At 39.2% G+C, this 18427-nt stretch carries 11 protein-coding genes; 3 read left to right on the plus strand and 8 right to left on the minus strand.

The annotated features are described in order from the left end of the window. Positions 1–30: 30 nt before the first annotated feature. Complete coding sequence (locus ABIB40_RS00790; RefSeq protein ID WP_354354966.1) at positions 31–2292, minus strand: GH92 family glycosyl hydrolase; 2262 nt, start codon at positions 2290–2292, stop codon at positions 31–33. A 141-nt stretch (positions 2293–2433) separates the two neighbouring features. On the opposite strand from ABIB40_RS00790, the gene ABIB40_RS00795 reads away from it, so the two are divergent. Beyond that, a complete protein-coding gene (locus ABIB40_RS00795) occupies positions 2434–3876 on the plus strand; it encodes a DUF3863 domain-containing protein (protein ID WP_354354968.1) in 1443 nt (480 codons plus the stop codon). A gap of 620 nt (positions 3877–4496) precedes the next feature. After that, on the plus strand, positions 4497–6698 hold the full coding sequence (gene katG, locus ABIB40_RS00800) for a catalase/peroxidase HPI (protein WP_354355502.1): 2202 nt from the start codon (positions 4497–4499) through the stop codon (positions 6696–6698). Positions 6699–7733: 1035 nt separating this feature from the next. Here katG and ABIB40_RS00805 read toward each other — a convergent pair. From ABIB40_RS00805 to ABIB40_RS00835, 7 genes are all read right to left on the minus strand, one after another. Beyond that, complete coding sequence (locus ABIB40_RS00805) at positions 7734–8021, minus strand: type II toxin-antitoxin system RelE/ParE family toxin (protein ID WP_354355504.1); 288 nt, start codon at positions 8019–8021, stop codon at positions 7734–7736. Positions 8022–8032: 11 nt separating this feature from the next. Next, entirely contained in the window at positions 8033–8278 is a 246-nt protein-coding gene (locus tag ABIB40_RS00810; protein ID WP_354354970.1) for a type II toxin-antitoxin system ParD family antitoxin, read from the minus strand. A 251-nt stretch (positions 8279–8529) separates the two neighbouring features. Continuing rightward, a complete protein-coding gene (locus ABIB40_RS00815) occupies positions 8530–8994 on the minus strand; it encodes a hypothetical protein (RefSeq protein WP_354354972.1) in 465 nt (154 codons plus the stop codon). Between the two features lie 121 nt (positions 8995–9115). Beyond that, positions 9116–9760, minus strand: coding sequence for a hypothetical protein (locus ABIB40_RS00820; protein ID WP_354354974.1), 645 nt, complete (start codon positions 9758–9760; stop codon positions 9116–9118). Between the two features lie 398 nt (positions 9761–10158). Next, complete coding sequence (locus ABIB40_RS00825; protein WP_354354976.1) at positions 10159–11337, minus strand: efflux RND transporter periplasmic adaptor subunit; 1179 nt, start codon at positions 11335–11337, stop codon at positions 10159–10161. Between the two features lie 18 nt (positions 11338–11355). After that, entirely contained in the window at positions 11356–15726 is a 4371-nt protein-coding gene (locus ABIB40_RS00830) for a CusA/CzcA family heavy metal efflux RND transporter (RefSeq protein WP_354354978.1), read from the minus strand. Positions 15727–15906: 180 nt separating this feature from the next. Next, positions 15907–16218: a DUF6660 family protein gene (locus tag ABIB40_RS00835; protein ID WP_354354980.1), complete on the minus strand. Its 312-nt coding sequence runs from the start codon at positions 16216–16218 to the stop codon at positions 15907–15909. 229 nt (positions 16219–16447) lie between these two features. On the opposite strand from ABIB40_RS00835, the gene ABIB40_RS00840 reads away from it, so the two are divergent. After that, positions 16448–18394 (plus strand): sialate O-acetylesterase, encoded by a 1947-nt coding sequence (locus ABIB40_RS00840; protein WP_354354982.1) that lies wholly within the window; start codon positions 16448–16450, stop codon positions 18392–18394. Positions 18395–18427: the final 33 nt, after the last annotated feature.

An 18427-nucleotide genomic window follows, 5' to 3' on the forward strand; every position in this document is an offset into this window, starting at 1 on the left:
TTCTTTTTTAAATTATCTCTATTAAGTGGTTTATGGCATATCAAACGATGGCGGAATGGCATCTTTTCCTGTCGCCCAATCTTTATTCGGACGTTCGCCCATGGTTAATTCCAACACTCCGCCTTTCATTAATTCATCATGACTGAACCAAGATTTATTCCAGACTTTTCCGTTTAATTTTGCGCTTTGTATGTATTTATGTTCGGGCGCATAGTTCTTGCAGCTTACTGTAAAGGTTTTGCCGTTCCCTAATTTGATGGTTGCTTTTTCAAAAACAGGACTGCCAATTACATACATGGGTAAGCCCGGAGTTACAGGGTAAAACCCAATCTCAGAGAATACCACAAAAGACGTTAATCCTCCGCCGTCTTCATCGCCCGGAATACCCATTAAATCGTTTCTAAACCATTCTTTAAGCAAACTGCGAACTCTTTTTTGTGAGCGCCAAGGCTGCCCGGCGTAATTGTACAAATAGGCGATGTGCATTGCAGGTTCGTTGCCCATAGAAAATTGGCCCACGTTACCGCTGTGATCTGGATAGGTGTGATAAAAGTCTGGCCTTCCCATACCAAGCGGTGTGCTAAACATATTTTCTAACGCACCTACAAAAGCTTCGTTTCCACCTATCAATTTAATCAGGTCGGCAATGTTATGTGGTACATCGAAACGGTAAACGTATCCTGTGTTTTCATCATAAGAATCTCTGGCGCCTAAACCAGGTGGGAAACGATAATCTAGGTTGGGCATAAAATTCCCTAAAGAATCTTTAGGGTGAAAGAACTTAGTTGTAGGATTGAATACTTTGCGATAATCCTTACTTCGTTCTGAAAAATACTTCGCATCAGTTTTATTACCAATGGCACCTGCAATTTTAGAAAGGCACCATTCATCATACACGGTACCTAAGGTAACTGCAATAGGTTGGCGGCGTTCAAAAGAGTGTACTTCGGGAACTGTTTCTTTTTCTCCCGGTGCTAATGATGGAAAATATCCGTGATCTTTAAAAAATCTATCTAACACACCGGCAGGTTTAGACGACCATGGCGTCAAGGTTTTTTCTGTAATTGCTGCTTTTGCAACTTTATAAGCCTCTTCTAAATTGAAACCTTTTAAGCCTTTGCTTTGTGCATCGGCTACCATAGCTACCGCATGGTTGGAGTTCATTCGACGACTATCACCAGTTACTTCCGGAAAATTTGGCATCCAAGCTTTCGGCATCTGTTCGGTCATGGTAACATAAGAGTTGATCATGTTGCTCTCCATTTCTGGCTCAATAATCGTCCGAAGCGGGTGCGTCGCCCTATAAGTATCCCAAATCCAATCATCTGTATAAAAAGTTTTTCCTCCATCGTCATGTATCTTACCATCGTAAGCGCTAAAATAATGGCCATCTTCAGAAATGGAAATCATGCGCTCGTAGGTACGATAAAGTGAGGTGTAAAAAACCGTCTTTGCATTCTCGTCTGTTCCACTAACTAAAATTTTACCAAGGGTTTGGTTCCAAACAGCTCTGCCTTGTTTTTCTACAGCAGCTAAATTGTAATCTTTAATTTCTCGTCTAAGATTCTTTTCGGCCTGTGCAATACTGATAAAAGAAACACCATAGCGCAACTTTACATTCTTGGTGTTGGCCGGAAATTGTACTACATAATGTGCGTTGCCTCCTTTTGTGGTATTTTCTTCAGCATCTATAGAATTGCCTTTTTTTGTGCCTATGGTAACTGGTTTTACATCAGTCTCCAGGTAAATGTAAACCTTCGTATTATTATCTAGCTGCTGATAACCGCTAATGCTATTGTCTGTTTTTGTCAATTCTCCATTGCCTGTGTTTACAATCAGGTAGGTAGTTTTCTTAGGATTCAAGAAGTCAAATTCATAAATTCCAGATTGGTGAGACGGTGCGTATTTAACTGCAATATCCAATTCGTCTAAATCCACACTGTAAAAATATGGCTTGATTACTTCGTTGTCATAGCTCAGTTGAGTTACACTTTTTATTTGCTCAACAGGTCCTTGATAAGGGCTTAGGTTAAATGCCGATCTTCCGCGGTGACTGGTTACGATTAATGGCAAGCCGTTTAAAAAGTTGCCTGTGTAATTTTCTCTTTCGGGATAAACCCTCAACATGCTATTAGGTAAATGCACCGTTGGGTAGGTAGGCACCAATAAATGACTGATATTACCGATATAGGGATTAACATAATCTACAGGTTCTTTGCTGCTTTGTGCAAATACTGTAGATGCTGTAGCTAATAATAGGATAAACAATTTGTGGAATCTGGCTCTTTTCATGTGCTCCAAATTTAAAAAAATTATGAAACACAAATAACTAAATCGATTTAATTTATTAAATTCGTATCCACAGCCACCTGAAAAGATCAGTTAAGATACCTGAGAGGTCTTAGCCTATAAAACCAAAGACATATTTAACTTATGCATAGAAGAGAATTTTGCAAAGAAACATTGCTTACAGGGGCTGCATTATCAGGTGCTCCACTGTTAAAAGCAGCAAATCTATTTAGTTTGCAAGACATTATCGACGTTACGCCGCTGAGGGGCAATCGTTTTGTTACGCTTTGTATTATGATTCGTACTTCGCCTTGGGAGGTTTCTCGAGATGTGAAGCTGATGAAAAGAGATGAAGGGTTTGCGCATACCTTAGAAGTGGTTAGGAATATGAGAAATGCCTTTGCCAAAAATAATCCCAACGGCAGGTTAACATGGGGCTTTACCCTTAATGCGCTTGAAGACAAGCGGGCAAACTATGTAGACATTCGTAAATATGTGGTCGATTGCCAGCATCAGTATGGCGATGAGGTTTCTTATTTTCCCGGCTATTTTCCAGCCATGTATTTGCCCCGAGAACGGATAAATCGCGAAATGAGCGAGGCCATACAAATTATTGCTAATATGGTTGGCAGACGTTATCGCCCGGATTGTATTATGGGCGGATTTTTATCAGCAAATAATCTCGCCTATTTGGCAGAGAAAGAAGACATTCACGTTGCGCATTCTGTTATCTGGAGCCAGCATGAAGTAGATGGGGGCGGCGCAGACGGCTCTATATCCTATCCTTATTATCCGTCGACGGAGCATTTTTGTAAGGCAGCACAAGATAAAAGCGATTTTATAGACTGTGTGTCGCTTGATGGCTGGAGTGTAGATTTCTTAAATGCAACGGTAAGCGGAACGGTGCATGGTACCACGCCATACAACGGCGCCTCAAGTCGACGCGGTGTAGGCCCCATAGAAACTTACGGAGACTGGGGACTTGAAATCGGCAACCTTTCGGTGATGCATACCCAATCGCTTCATTTTGATCGTGGTTTTGAACTGAATGGTTTTGGTTGGATTCCAAATATATGGGAAGCTGCGCTGGCGAAAATTCCAGAAAGAAACAACAGTTGGTGGGACGATACATTTGCCTACCGTGCCATGGAAACCTGGGTCGGCTCTACCTTAAAACGTTGGCCAGATGTAAAATTTGTTACGTTTGGAGAGTATGGCAAACTGTGGAGAAAACAATTTAAAAACAACGATGCTATAAATTACCGCTTTGAGGAAAAGGGACTTGGTATAGGAAGTTCTTGGGGAAATGAGGAAATACGTTGGTTTATGAATAAAGATTTTCGGTTGGCATTGCTAAGAAACTGGCATAAAAACACACCACAAAAGGTAATTGATTTTACGCGATATGACTTGCCAGCAACCGAACCTGCTGATCCATCACCAGAACATCCTGTAAAAGATTGGAGTTTGATGAACAGCATTAACCAAAAAGGCTTAAGGCCGCAAGATACACCTGTGCCCATTAAAGAATTAAAGGAAGATGAGAAGGCGCTGATTTATAAACATTATCCAGAGCTTTTTAAATAGATGCTGTATTATTGCATTTGTTAGTTGAAACTATGCAGTTACGGCAAAATCTTCAGTTTCTGTAAATTTTTTAGATCGTTGCGAGGTTTTTTACCGAAGCAATCTCATCTTACCAGTGCATAAATATTGTTTCGTGCCTAACAATGGCAAGTTTATGTATTTTTAGCTATATGTTTTAGGCGACCAACTCTTCCTTAGGTTCTCCAAGCAGATTCTAGCATTTTTCCCTCCAAACTGCTGCTTGGCGGATTCCACCAATTTGGCAATTTTGAGTGCCAAACAAAATATAGCTTGGCAATTTGCCAAAAACCTAATAAATTAGCGCCTTATACCCTTCTTTTCATTATTCTTCAGGAAAGTTTTTCGAATTTTTAAAACTAGCAACAACGATACTGACTTGAAGCAGGAGCTAATTAACTTATTGAAATAACAATCCCAGAAGTTTGAATCAATTGCTGGCTGATAATCATTATAGCTTTTATCTATTTGCCTATAAAATCTTCCAATAGAAAGCGTGGTAAAAATACCGTAAATCACATCACGCAAAACTTAAATTTCTAACCATGGAAGAAAAATCAAATAACCATTCTAGCTCGGCGCATGATGCGAAGGTTGGAGACATGAATACCGAGAACGGTAACAAATGTCCATTTAGTGGAGGTGCATTGCAACGCGGCGCTGGCGGCGGAACCAATAACAGAGATTGGTGGCCAAACCAGTTAAAGCTAAATATCCTTCGGCAAAATTCTGAAATGACTAACCCGATGGGCGACCATTTTAACTATGCTGAAGAATTTAAGAGTTTGGATTTAAATGCGGTAAAACAAGATTTATTTCATTTAATGACCAATTCGCAAGAATGGTGGCCTGCAGATTATGGGCATTATGGCCCGTTTTTCATTAGGATGGCTTGGCATAGTGCTGGTACGTATAGAATTAGCGACGGTAGGGGCGGAGCAAGTTCTGGCTCTCAGCGTTTTGCACCATTAAATAGCTGGCCCGATAATGCCAATTTAGACAAAGCAAGGCAACTTTTATGGCCGATTAAACAAAAATATGGAAAGAAAATATCTTGGGCAGATTTGCTGGTACTTACGGGAAATTGTGCGCTAGAATCTATGGGCTTTGAGACCTTTGGTTTTGGCGGAGGACGTGAAGACGTTTGGGAGCCAGAACAAGATGTTTATTGGGGTTCTGAAACAGAATGGCTCGGAGATAAGCGTTATGAAGGAAATAGAACTTTAGAAAATCCGCTAGCCGCAGTTCAAATGGGACTTATTTATGTAAACCCTGAAGGACCTAATGGAAATCCAGATCCACTTGGATCAGCCATAGACATTAGGGAAACTTTTGGTAGGATGGCCATGAATGATGAGGAGACTGTTGCTCTTATTGCTGGCGGGCATACTTTTGGCAAAACACACGGCGCGGGCGATCCAACTAAGTATGTTGGCCGTGAGCCGGCTGCTGCTGGATTAGAGGAACAAGGCTTGGGATGGAAAAATTCTTTTGGAACAGGCAACGCCGATTATACCATTACAAGCGGTTTAGAAGGTGCTTGGACATCGACACCCGCCAAATGGAGCCATGGATATTTTGAGAATTTATTTGGATACGAATGGGAGTTAACCAAAAGCCCAGCAGGTGCACATCAGTGGAAACCAAAGGATGGTGCAGGAGCCGATACGGTTCCAGATGCACATGATTCAGCTAAAAAACATGCGCCTTTTATGCTTACCGCAGATCTTGCGCTGCGTATGGATCCGATTTACGAGCCTATTTCTAGGAGGTTTTTAGAAGATCCTGAATACTTTAGAGTAAGTTTTGCCAAGGCTTGGTTTAAACTTACTCATAGAGATATGGGTCCTGTTGAGCGTTATCTTGGCCCAGAAGTGCCTACAGAAGAATTGCTTTGGCAAGATCCGGTTCCAGCAGTCGATTACGAACTGATTAATGACGCGGATATAGATTCGTTAAAAGCCAAAATTCTTTCCACCGGACTTTCCATTTCTGAACTGGTTACGACCGCTTGGGGCTCTGCATCGACTTACAGAGATTCTGATAAAAGAGGTGGCTCAAACGGCGGGCGTATTCGCCTTGCACCACAAAAAGATTGGGAGGTGAACAATCCAAGCCAACTTAAAACAGTGCTCGAAAAACTAACATCGGTTCAACAAGCTTTCCAGGCCGATGGCAAAAAGGTCTCTATGGCCGATTTAATTGTTCTAGGTGGAAACGCAGCTGTTGAAAAAGCAGCTAAAAACGCAGGACATGATTTAAAAGTTTCTTTTACACCCGGAAGAACAGATGCTTCGCAAGCGCAAACCGATGTGATGTCGTTTGCTGTGTTAGAGCCTGCCGCCGATGGATTTAGAAATTATATTAATGCCCGCCACAAACCTTCTGCTGAAGAAATGCTGGTAGATAAAGCGCAGCTGTTAACCTTAACTGCACCAGAAATGACCGTGCTAATTGGTGGACTTAGAATGTTAAATGCCAATTTTGATCATGGTGATTTGGGCGTGTTTACCGCCAATAAAGACAGTTTAACCAATGATTTCTTTAAAAACCTACTTGACATAAAAACGGTTTGGAAAGCTAAATCTGAGCAAAAAAATGTTTTTGAAGGAAAAGATCGGAAGACCGGCGAAGCTAAATGGAATGGCAGCAGGATCGATTTGGTTTTTGGCTCAAATTCAGAATTACGTGCCATTGCAGAAGTGTACGCATGTGACGATGCTCAAGAAAAATTTCTTAAAGATTTCGGTGCTGCATGGACGAAAGTTATGAATTTAGGACGTTTTAACCTTACTCAAGAATAAGCCTCGTTTTCAAGTGAAACCTAGTATTTTAACAATACGCTGAGTTTTTCGCTTCGAAAATAATTAGTGTCTCATTAAAAAGCCAAGCCCAAATTTCTTTGCGCTTGGCTTTTTTGCATTAATGGTCGTCGCCGCCTTCCTCGCTATTTTTCATCTTCGACAACATGTCGTAAGCGCCTTTTAAAACCACATCCATGGAATGTTCACGGTACGCTCGGCCCTGATTTGTCGCCCAGTCAAACGCTAAAAACCACATTTATTTTCTCCATAAAAAAGAGGGCCAATCATCCTCCTTAAACCTACCAAGTTATTTTATGAAAACCCATAGAAAAATATCATTAAGTTAAGGAAAAACCTACAAAATGGTGTCATCCTGAGGTTTAATATATTTCATATAAATCAATATAAATGACGTTTTTGTTTAAGCTCGCTATAGCCAGCCCGGTGGGATTGGCCTAGCAGCAGTTTGGAGGAAAAAGCGCCTAAAGCTGCTTGCAGAAACCGGACACTTTTCAGCTACGAAGAGGATTCGCAGCCTTGCGCGGGAATAAGCCAAGGGAAAGGCCTCGAAGCATCGATATTGAACAGCTTGGCGAATTTTTACCCAAAGGGGTGCCAGCCTTGATTTTTTGTAAACTTTTTTATCAAGAAAAAAGTTTGAAGCCCGTGCGGCTAGCACAGCGTTAGGTAGAGTGGAGGTCGCTTTTGGCAAGGCTGGATGGAGGAATGGTAGAAGTCAGGTAATATTATAATCTTCTTATAATTAATTGATTATAAATAACGTCAATGGTAGCGTGTCGAAGGACAACCATTTTGTAGGTTTTCCTGTGTTGAGGGGACTTCGACTACTTGTCCCGACCATTAGGGAAGCTCAACCGGACATCCAGATAGCTTAACTTAATGACATTGCCCATAGAGTGTAAAAATGCAATTGGTTCTCCCGAAGGAAAAACCCGGGACAGGCTGTTCAACAGATGCCTCATTGTAGGATCTGCGAGCCCAACGAAGCATTGGTTGTTGACCGTACTTTTTTATTTATTCCGCTAATCTGTTTTCAATATCCATGCTTTCGTGCAAAACTCTAACAACTTCAATTTCGTTCATTTTATCTTTTTTGAAGAAAATTAAATGTGATTTCACTTTTGAATATTTATACGATTTCCGAATTTTTCCAAAGTCACGCGCCATCTCAAAATTTCTAACGATATAATCAATCTCGTCATAAAGTAAGTAATAATATCTATCTGCTTGCTCAACTGACCAATTTTCTGCCGTATAAATCCAAATGTTGTTAATATCTTCTAACGCCTTTTCACTAATTATATAGGCTTACGTTATTTTTGAAAGTTTGCTTTTAGCATTTCAAGATTTTTATTACGGTCGAAATTTCTGATTTTACTGCTCTTTTCTCCAATTTTTAGTTCATTAATTAGAGATTTTGTTTTAGTTTCTTCTTGCTCGAAAACCCTTAAAGCAGTTCTAACAACTTCACTTACAGAACTATATTTTCCTGTGGAAATTTGTTCTTTGATGAAATTTTCAAAATAGTCCCCTAATAATATTGATGTATTTCGCGCCATAATTTTTTTATCAAATATACCAACAATTGGTATTAAACTCAGTTTTTTTTCGTTTTTTGCGCAAAAGTTACTGTTACCGATTGATTAATTTGTGTGGAAATGGCATTACTTGCATAACCATTGTCGTACCGCACTAAATTAATTAAATAAAGATGAATTAACTTAAACCACCGTCAGCCATTTTTGCAAAAAATTGCTGTTATGTGTAGATGTGTTTATATTCATTTAACTTTTTTCCTTGAACTATAGCGTTAAAATCCCAATTCCCTAAATATCTCATTTGTAGTTTCAATACAATCAGTATCTCCTGAAATTTTTGCTATTTGCAAAGATTTTTGGTAAAGATTTTCAAGGTAATGTCGGTCACGTATTTCTTTTAATGAGTCTACAATCTGTAAAATTATCTCATCTGGGTTTCTATTCATAGAGACTTTTAGATATTTTTCGACTTCAGGCCTCGACAAACCCAAAGAGAATATGGTTGATTGAACTATATTATTAGCTTCTTCATTGTAAGCACTCTTTGGTGTTGAACCTTGAATGTAGGCTAACAAACCAACAATTGCATATTTCTGATTAGTAAACAAGTCTCGACTTGAATCGGAAATACTTGACGGTCTATTACTATATTGACTTTCTGATTTATCAGCATTTTGATGAAGTAAAACATACCCGATGAAACATAATACTGCTATCACTATTAATACAATTGCCATATTTAAAATCCCTAATTCGTGTCGGGCCAACTTTAATGATTAAAACTTTAATTTAGTACTAAATATAATTTTTAGGTCTGTCTGTTCTAAAGTTTATCACGTTGCCGTTTTTGATATAGAATTAGACCAATAGAAGAATTAGTGATGAGAAAGCAAAAACAAAGAATACTAAGCTACCTAGACAGCCTCCTTTTTCTCCTGTATAATCCTTCAATTTATCTGCAATAATTTCTTTGCGCATTTTTTGGTTTTGTTCATCCGATAATTGAGTTTGTGAAATTAACCTTACACAACTACGAAAAGCTTTACTTTCTTCATCTATACTACCTTTCTGGCCAATTGGGCCAGAATTAAGAATAAACCAAAATTGTTTTGCATAATAATTGCCATCGAAAGTACTTAAATCTGTAATATTATTTGTTTCTGCCAGAAATAGACTATCTAATTTTCTGTAAGTATCACACATAGTAAGCATAATCTTCTCCAATGGTAACACAAATAGAGAAGCCTCTGTTTTCTCCATACTTTTAATTCGAGAACTATTTGTCTTTAAGACCATTTCTCTACACCTATTCCCCGCTTGTAGTGCTTCATATCCTCCATCTTGAATTATCCATCTATCACTTTGTAGGAAAGAATATGAAACCATAAAATAGCTTCCATCGATACTGTCTAATTCCTTACCCTCAGTTGTCTTAATAAATAGATTCTCCAACTCCTGGAAAGTTTTAAATTCTTTTACTTTTGCAAAATCTTCATCCGTCATATTTAAACTTTTTTGATTAATTATTTTCTGTTTTAAAAATCTCTTAAAAGTATTTTAGCGATTTTTTTAATACTACTCTTTACTAAATACTATTCATAATGTCCCCTAACAATTTGTCCATTTCAATTGGCGAAAACTTTCATTGACTGATAAGTTTCGTTCGGGGAACATTTACACATAACTTGCATATATGTCTGACGTTATCATCCATATACACCCAAATTTGGGCGAATTGGTCTGACAATCATCATCCATTATTTTTGTTAAAAATATAAAAAAATCGTTATAAATTGTCAAATGGCTTTTTTACATGTTTTATATTTTTAGTACTTACACGATGTTGAGGTCAAGGTTGAGACCGAGGTTAAGGCTAAGACCGACGATTCTGTCTATTGGAACTAATGGTCGTCGCCGCCTTCCTCGCTATTTTTCATCTTCGATAACAAGTCGTATGCGCCTTTTAAAACTACATCCATCGATTCCCAAGAGGTGTTTTCAGGAAAATTAATTTCTGTAAAACCCAACTCTGTTATGCCTGTGGTAATTTTCATCATCTTAAAATGACTTTGCATTTGAGCAGTATCCTGTTTTGATTCTTTAATAAAAATATAATGTTCTCCCTCGTATCGTACAATCGCATCAGTGGGCAATGCAGCTACTTTTTTTCCGCTGCTTTCTACCAACGCTTGCAAATACATGCCCGGTAATAATTGGTTGTCTTCTTGGTCTAAATGACAATGAATGTTCACGGTACGCTCGGCGCTAATTTCTCTTCCGATCAAATAAACAGTTGCCATTCTTTCCTTGCTTTCGTTCGCCAACGTAAACCTTACTTTTTGACCAACCTTTAATTTTGGTATGTCTTTTTCAAATACGGTAAGTTCTGCATGTAAATGTTCGGTATCTGCAATTTCAAACAACACGTCTGACGGAGAAGCCATAGATCCGATATTGCTGTGTACTTCGGTTACATAACCACTAATTGGAGAGTATAATGTTATGGTAGATCGTAAATTTCCATTGTTCAAAGAAGCTGGGTTGATGTTCATCAATTTTAATCGTTGCTTTTGGCCAGAGATTTTGGAAAGCGCAGTTTCATAATCGCTCTTGGCTTTCTGTAGCGTTTTCTTTGCATTAACATTTTCAACAGCCAATTCTTGTTGCCTGTCGTATTCTGTTTTTAAATAGTTTAACTGGGTTTTCCCTTCTAAGTATTCCTGTTGTATTTGAATATAATCTGGATGTTCCAAAACTGCAATCGCCTCACCTTTCCGAACTTTTTTTCCCTGCAACATAGACGTGCTCTTTAACATGCCCGCAAAAGGAGTGGAGATGGAAACTTTGCTTTGCGGCGGCAAATCCAAACTGCCATTAACTTTAATTGTGCCACTTAATACCTTTAAACTAATTTTACCGAGAGAAATTCCTGCTGTTTTATATTGCTCTGGCGTTAGCTGAACCTCATTCGGGCTTTCTACTTCTGCAGACTCTTCTTTATGTGCTGTTTTTTTCGAATCGCAAGCAGCCAATCCTACACAGAACAGACAAGTAATTAATATAGTATAGATGATTTTCATTTTTTAAAGTATTATAAATTAATAAGTTGGGTTGCCAATAAGAAATTCTAATCTGTTTTTACTTTTAACAAACTGATGCAAAGTCGATAAATATGAATTTCTTGTATTTATCGTTTTTTTAAGGTTTTGGAGATGATCTTGGTATCCTATTTCTCCACTTTGGTAGGCAAGTTGACTATTTTTTTCAATCAGTGTGATGTTTGGCAAAGCCGATGTTTTATAATACTCGATGGATTTTTTTTGCTTTAAATATTCCTGCATCGTTTGCTGGTATTCGCTAAAGATTTCTTGTTGGTAATAGGCAAGTTTTTCGGTTGCGATATTTGCCTCTATACCGGCAGATTTTATTTTAGAGCGGTGGGATCCAAAGAAAAGCGGAATAGCAAGGCCAACTTGAACTCCATCAAATCGTTGTCCGCTATCAAAATAGACATCTCTATCTAAAATGTTCTGCGTGCCAATAATAGATTGATTAAAGTAGCCTACAGTAATATCTGGCAAGCTTTTGGCAATTTCTACCTTTCTCCGTCCATTAGAAATAGCAATCTGTTTGCTTAAATAATTTAGATAAGGATTTTGCTTTACCTTGCTCGTGTCTAAGTTTAGCGTTAAATCACTGCTGTTTAATGCTCTTTCTGCAATTGATAGGTCGCCACTATAAGAAAGTAACAGACTTAATTGTTGGTATAATACGGCAAGGTCTCCTTCATTTTCCTGTTGCAGGTTTCTAACTTCTTCTAATTCGGTTCGTGCGGTGGTACTTTCTAACAGATTGCTCTCGCCTGTTTTATACCTCAGTTCTGCCGATTTTAGGAAACTACTGAAAATACTATCTTGCTTCTGTAATAATGACTTGTACATATACTCCATCTGCAGTTCAGTATACACTTGCTTTACGCGATAAATCAGTTCATTCTGTGTCGTTAGAAACTTTTGCTCCGCAGAATTTATTTTAGCATCTGCAAGTTTTCTGTTTGCAGAAAATAAAGTTGGGAAAGGGATGGTTTGCGATATTGAAAAACGATTGTCGCTATTTTCTATGCTATTAAGCTGCCCATATTCAAACCCAAATTCTGCTTTCTTAATCTCGGTTGAGCCTTTGCCCATTCTCTGCTGTAGCTTAATCTCGAGGTCTACACTTCTAAGGTTTTTGTTTTGTTTTTTTGCCATTTCAATGGCTTCGGGAAGTGTTACCGGTTTGGTTTGGGCGTTGGCTACAGTAGCGCTAAAACCAATAAACAACAATATAAGCAGAGTTCCTTTGGCAACAACCTTCTTCTTTCCAATCTTCTCGAACCAGATGTACAATATTGGTAACACCAATAAGGTTAACAGCGTGGCACTCAAAAGCCCGCCAATAACCACGGTTGCCAACGGTCTCTGCACTTCTGCGCCACTTCCATTCGATAAAGCCATGGGCAAAAACCCTAAAGACGCAACCAGTGCTGTGATGATTACGGGTCTTAGTCGAATAGCTGTGCCCATTTTTATAATTTCTGTAATATTTGTCATTCCTTCCTTTTTTAGTCGATTAAATTCTGCAATCAATACAATTCCATTTAGCACGGCAACTCCAAAAAGCGCAATAAAACCTACGCCTGCCGAAATGCTAAAAGGCATTCCTCTAACCCAAAGCGCAAACACACCGCCGATGGCAGATAAGGGGATGGCGGTAAAAATGAGTAAGGCATTTTTTACAGATGAAAAACTGAGGTAGAGCAGGAAGAAGATCAGCAAGAGTGCCGCCGGTACTGCAATGGCAAGCCGGGCATTTGCGGCTTCCAAATTTTCGAACGTACCGCCAAAAGTAGGGTAGTAGCCTGGAGCGAAAACCACTTGGTCATCAATTTTTTGCTTGGCTTCTTCTACAATAGACTTTACATCTCTGCCTCTCACATTAAATCCTACCAAAATTCTACGTTTGGCATCGTCTCGCTGAATTTGGTTTGGCCCTGTTTTAAAATCTATGTCTGCAACCTGTTCCAATGGAATCTGATTTCCGTTCGGATCGGTTACGTAAACATTTTTAATGTCGTCTAAACTTTGTCTCTTATCTTTTTCCAACCTTACAACCAAATCAAAACGTTTCTCGCCTTCAAAAACCAACCCTGCACTTTTGCCTGCAAATGCGGTGTTTATAACGGTGTTGATATTCTCGATGGATAATCCAAATTGTGCTATTTTAGCCCTGTCGAATTTAACAACCACCTGTGGCAATCCAGAGACTTGCTCTACAAAAACGTCTTGGGCGCCATCAATCTTTCCAACAATTTTTCCAATTTTGTTTGCATAAGTGCTAAGTTTATCTAAATCCTCTCCATAAATTTTTATCACCACATCTTGGCGTGCGCCTGTCATAAGTTCGTTAAAGCGCATTTGGATGGGTTGTTGAAAACCGTAGGTAACGCCTGGAATGTATTGCTCTAGTTTGGCCTGCATTTTTTCTGCAAGTTCATCGCGGTTTTTTGCACTTGTCCATTCTTTCTTGTCTTTCAGCACTACAATTAAATCGCACGCTTCTACTGGCATCGGGTCTGTGGGGATTTCTGATGAGCCAATTTTCCCCACCACTTCCTTAACCTCGGGGAAATTTTCAAGTATTACTTTTGAGGAGCGCGTTGCTGCTTCGATGGTTTGAGAAAGGCTGCTTCCGGTAAGTACGCGCATTTCAACAGCAAAATCTCCCTCATCTAAAGATGGGATAAATTCTGAACCCATAAATTGAAAGGTAATTACGGCAAGTACCAACAAACTAAAGGCAACACTTACTACCGCTGTTTTAAATCTCAATACAAAATTTAACATGTGTGCATAAACACGTTGTAAAAAGCCAACAATACGATCTGATATAGTTCTTTTGGTATTTACCTTGCCACCTAAAAATAGGGCGCTAACCATCGGCACATAAGTAATAGAAAGAATAAAGGCACCTAAAATGGCAAAGCCAACAGTCTGGGCCATCGGACGAAACATTTTTCCTTCTATGCCAATAAGCGCAAGAATTGGTAGGTAAACAATTAGGATGATGATTTCTCCAAAAGCCGCGCTATTTCTAATTTTTGAGGAAGAATGATAAACTTCTTCATCCATTTCTTTCCGGCTTAACTTTTCTTTGTTTTTTCGTGTAGACAGGTGGTGCAGCGTGGCTTCTACAATAATAACTGCCCCATCTACAATCAGACCAAAATCTATGGCGCCTAAACTCATTAAGTTGCCGCTTACCCCAAACAGATTCATCATCGCAACAGCAAAAAGCATGGCTAACGGAATTACAGAGGCGACGATTAGGCCTGCCCTAAAATTCCCCAGAAGCAGCACAAGCACAAAAATTACGATTAACGCGCCCTCTGCCAAATTCTTGGTAACTGTAGATATGGCGTTGTTTACCAATTTGGTTCGGTCTAAAAAGGGCTCAATTACAACACCTTCTGGTAGTGTTTTACTGATCTGTGCCATTCTTATTTTCACATCTTTTATCACTTTAGATGCATTTGCGCCTTTTAACATTAATACCAAACCACCCACAACTTCGCCGCCTGCATTCCTCGTCATGGCGCCGTATCGGGTTGCTGCACCAATTTTAACCGTGGCTACATTTCTAATTAATACTGGGATGCGCTGTTTATCGGTTTTTACAACAATATTCTCAATGTCTTCTATGCTGTTTACCAATCCCTCGCTTCTAATAAAATAGGCGTTTGGTTTTTTGTCGATGTAAGATCCTCCTGTGTTCTGGTTGTTTTTTTGAAGCGCCGTAAAAACATCTTCAATGCTGATACGCATGCTGTTTAGTTTCTCTGGATTGAGCGCAATCTCATATTGTTTCAAATAGCCACCAAAACTACTTACATCGGCTACACCAGCAACACCCAAAAGCTGACGTCTAACAATCCAATCTTGCAGCGTTCTAAGCGCTGTAGCATTATACTTAGATTCGAAACCCTCTTTTGGATGGATAACGTATTGGTAAATTTCGCCAAGGCCGGTTGTTAGCGGTGCAATTTCTGGCGTGCCCATCCCGTCTGGAATTGATTTCGAGGCTTCTGTTAGTCGCTCATTTACCTGTTGCCTGGCCCAGTAAACTTCCACGTTTTCTTTAAAGACTACGGTAACTACCGATAGTCCGAAACGGCTAAAAGAGCGAACTTCTTCTATGCCCGGAATGGTAGACATGGTTTGCTCTACCGGAAACGTTACAAACCGTTCGATGTCTTCTGCTCCATTACTGGGAGAACTGGTAAGAATTTGAACCTGGTTGTTGGTGATATCTGGAACGGCATCGATTGAGAGTTGCGTAACAGACCAAGCGCCCCAAACCACCAGTAACAAAGTGAACACAGTAATGACGAGCTTATTTTTTATAGAAAATTTAATGATATTATTCAGCATTCTTAATTGTTGGAATTAAAAATTTAGTAAAATGGAACGCAACAATCTGCATTGAAAAAAATCAACGCAAGGCGAGAGTTGCAAAGAATTAAAGAAAAATTTTGAAATAGATTGGCTGTCCTGGTCGGCTGAACATCTTGGTATGATGGAAAAGGTCAGCCCGCGTTTAAGCGCAACAGCCTAAGCCAATTGCGGAGGCTGCCAAATAGAAATACTGATGTCTATTGGTTTAGAGCTTAATTTTTGAGCGTCTTTTGCGTTTTCTTGTTGAAGATGAAAAGCAAAATGGTTGTTGTTTTTTGAAATTGCTCTAACAGAACAACAAGCGCAACTACAAAATGGGCTACATTCGTCCTGATTTTGATGCTGATGGTTTACCGTTTTTTCAACGTTTTCTGTATGAAGTTTTTCGCCTACAGAGAAATTATCTGCGCATGGGTGAAAAGACATGCACAAAATTATTAAGGCCGCTAAAAAACAAAATACCTTCATCTGATCCGGCAAAGCTAAGGATATTTTTTGATTGCCTTGATTTTTAATTGTCGGGACGGAAATTAGGACAGTTAAGCATTTACATAGTCATTACTTATAGAGAAAATAATCAGCAATGTTTAAAGCTAAAGTAAAACTTAATTACCTTATTTTTTATTAATGCTTAGGTTTAAAGCGGTTATCTAGTGTATTTTTTTTATATTTAGAGCTAACCAATAACACTTTAAAAATGAAAAAAATAGTTCTTGTCTTTTTAGTCTCCTGTTTTAGTCTGGCTTCTTTTGCTAAGGTTAAACTACCATCTGTTTTTGCCGATAATATGGTGCTGCAGCAAAAGACAAATGCAGCCATTTGGGGTTGGGCAGAAAAAGGCAAAGTAATTACGGTAACTACCAGTTGGAATAAGAAAAAGTATAATGTTACCACTGGCGCCAATGGCGATTGGAAAGTTGCCGTCGCAACGCCAAGTTACGGCGGCCCATATCAGATAAGTATTTCTGATGGGGAGGTTACCAATTTAAAAAATGTACTTATTGGCGATGTGTGGATCTGCTCTGGGCAATCGAACATGGAAATGCCTTTAGACGGCTGGGTTAGCGTAAAAAATTATGAAGAGGAAGTAAAAAATGCAAACTACCCAAAAATTAGATTGCTACAGGCAGAACATGAAACGAGTTATGTGCCCTTAGATGATGCAAAATTAAACAACGGCGGCGGTTGGCAAGAATGTTCCCCTAAAAGTGCAAAAGGTTTCTCTGCTGCTGCCTATTTCTTCGCACGAGAAATTTTTAAACAGACTGGTATCCCGATAGGATTAATACACACTTCTTGGGGCGGCACAGTAGCAGAAGCATGGACAAGCGCATCTGCACTGAAAAGCATGCCCGATTTTGCCAAGGCTTTAAAAACAATTAGCGATAAAGAAAACGGTAAAGTAGAGCCGTACTCAGAAAAACTTAAAGCTTGGAATGCCGAAGTAATGAAAGCCGACCAAGGTTTTAGCAATGGAGAGGCAATTTGGACTAAAGCAGATTTTGACGATTCTAATTGGAAGACAATTAAGACACCGGGTTTGTGGGAAGGCGATGATTTAAAGAATTTTGATGGAGTAGTTTGGACCCGGAAAGAAATAAATTTGCCAGCAGGTATGACTGGCAAAGACCTAGAATTAAATTTGGGTACGATAGACGATGATGATGTAACTTATGTTAATGGCGTTAAAGTAGGAGAGACGGTAGGTGTTGCAAATGTGAGGAAATATAAAGTGCCAGCTAATTTGTTTAAAGCGGGCAAAAACGTAATTACCGTTCGTGTTTTTGATACAGGTGGCGGTGGAGGATTTTACGGCGATAGCAACTTGTTGAAATTAAACATGGTAGGAGGAGACTCCATTGCTCTTGCCGGAGACTGGAAATACAAAATCGGTTTTGACTTGGCGAAAGTAAAACCAAGGCCACAAGCAGACAACGACCCCAATCAGGTTACCGTTCTATACAACGCAATGATCCATCCTTTTTTAAACTATACCATAAAAGGCGCTCTTTGGTACCAAGGCGAAAGTAATGCCGATAGAGCAAAACAATATAGAACCTTATTTCCTTTGATGATAACCAATTGGCGAGCAAAGTTTAAGCAAGGGAATTTTCCATTTTATTTTGTACAGCTTGCAAATTTTATGGAAAAGCAAAAAGAACCTGGCGAATCTAACTGGGCCGAATTAAGAGACGCCCAACTAAATACACTAAAGTTGCCACACACAGGTATGGCCACCATAATTGATATAGGCGAAGCAGATAACATCCACCCAAAAAACAAACAAGAGGTTGGCAGGAGGCTAGCGCTTATTGCACTGCACAATGAATACAAAAAAGACATAGAATATTCTGGTCCTATGCTTACAAGTAGTAAGATTGAAGGAAAAAATATGGTGTTAAATTTTAGCCATGCTAAAGGCTTACAGGCAAAAGGCGATACGAAATTGAAAGGTTTTGCTATTGCAGGTGTCGATAAGGTTTGGCATTGGGCAGACGCAACCATTAAAGGTAATGCGGTGATGTTAAGTGCTTCGGACGTGCCACAACCAAAGTTTGCACGGTATGATTGGGCAGACAATCCAGATGGCAACCTTTACAACAGTAGCGACCTGCCAGCATCGCCATTTGAAACAGGACGATAGTTTTCTGAAAAAAAACAAGGCATAAAAAAAGCA

Source organism: Pedobacter sp. UYP30 (assembly GCF_040547165.1).
In the GTDB taxonomy this organism is placed as follows: Bacteria; Bacteroidota; Bacteroidia; order Sphingobacteriales; family Sphingobacteriaceae; genus Pedobacter.

What these genes read in the sequence shown, in the direction of transcription:
- ABIB40_RS00840 (WP_354354982.1), top strand. Translation starts at nt 16,448, where the DNA reads ATGAAAAAAATAGTTCTTGTCTTTTTAGTCTCCTGTTTTAGTCTGGCT.
- ABIB40_RS00810 (WP_354354970.1), bottom strand. Translation starts at nt 8,278, where the DNA reads ATGGCGCGAAATACATCAATATTATTAGGGGACTATTTTGAAAATTTC.
- katG (WP_354355502.1), top strand. Translation starts at nt 4,497, where the DNA reads ATGAATACCGAGAACGGTAACAAATGTCCATTTAGTGGAGGTGCATTG.
- ABIB40_RS00820 (WP_354354974.1), bottom strand. Translation starts at nt 9,760, where the DNA reads ATGACGGATGAAGATTTTGCAAAAGTAAAAGAATTTAAAACTTTCCAG.
- ABIB40_RS00815 (WP_354354972.1), bottom strand. Translation starts at nt 8,994, where the DNA reads ATGGCAATTGTATTAATAGTGATAGCAGTATTATGTTTCATCGGGTAT.
- ABIB40_RS00790 (WP_354354966.1), bottom strand. Translation starts at nt 2,292, where the DNA reads ATGAAAAGAGCCAGATTCCACAAATTGTTTATCCTATTATTAGCTACA.
- ABIB40_RS00825 (WP_354354976.1), bottom strand. Translation starts at nt 11,337, where the DNA reads ATGAAAATCATCTATACTATATTAATTACTTGTCTGTTCTGTGTAGGA.
- ABIB40_RS00830 (WP_354354978.1), bottom strand. Translation starts at nt 15,726, where the DNA reads ATGCTGAATAATATCATTAAATTTTCTATAAAAAATAAGCTCGTCATT.
- ABIB40_RS00835 (WP_354354980.1), bottom strand. Translation starts at nt 16,218, where the DNA reads ATGAAGGTATTTTGTTTTTTAGCGGCCTTAATAATTTTGTGCATGTCT.
- ABIB40_RS00795 (WP_354354968.1), top strand. Translation starts at nt 2,434, where the DNA reads ATGCATAGAAGAGAATTTTGCAAAGAAACATTGCTTACAGGGGCTGCA.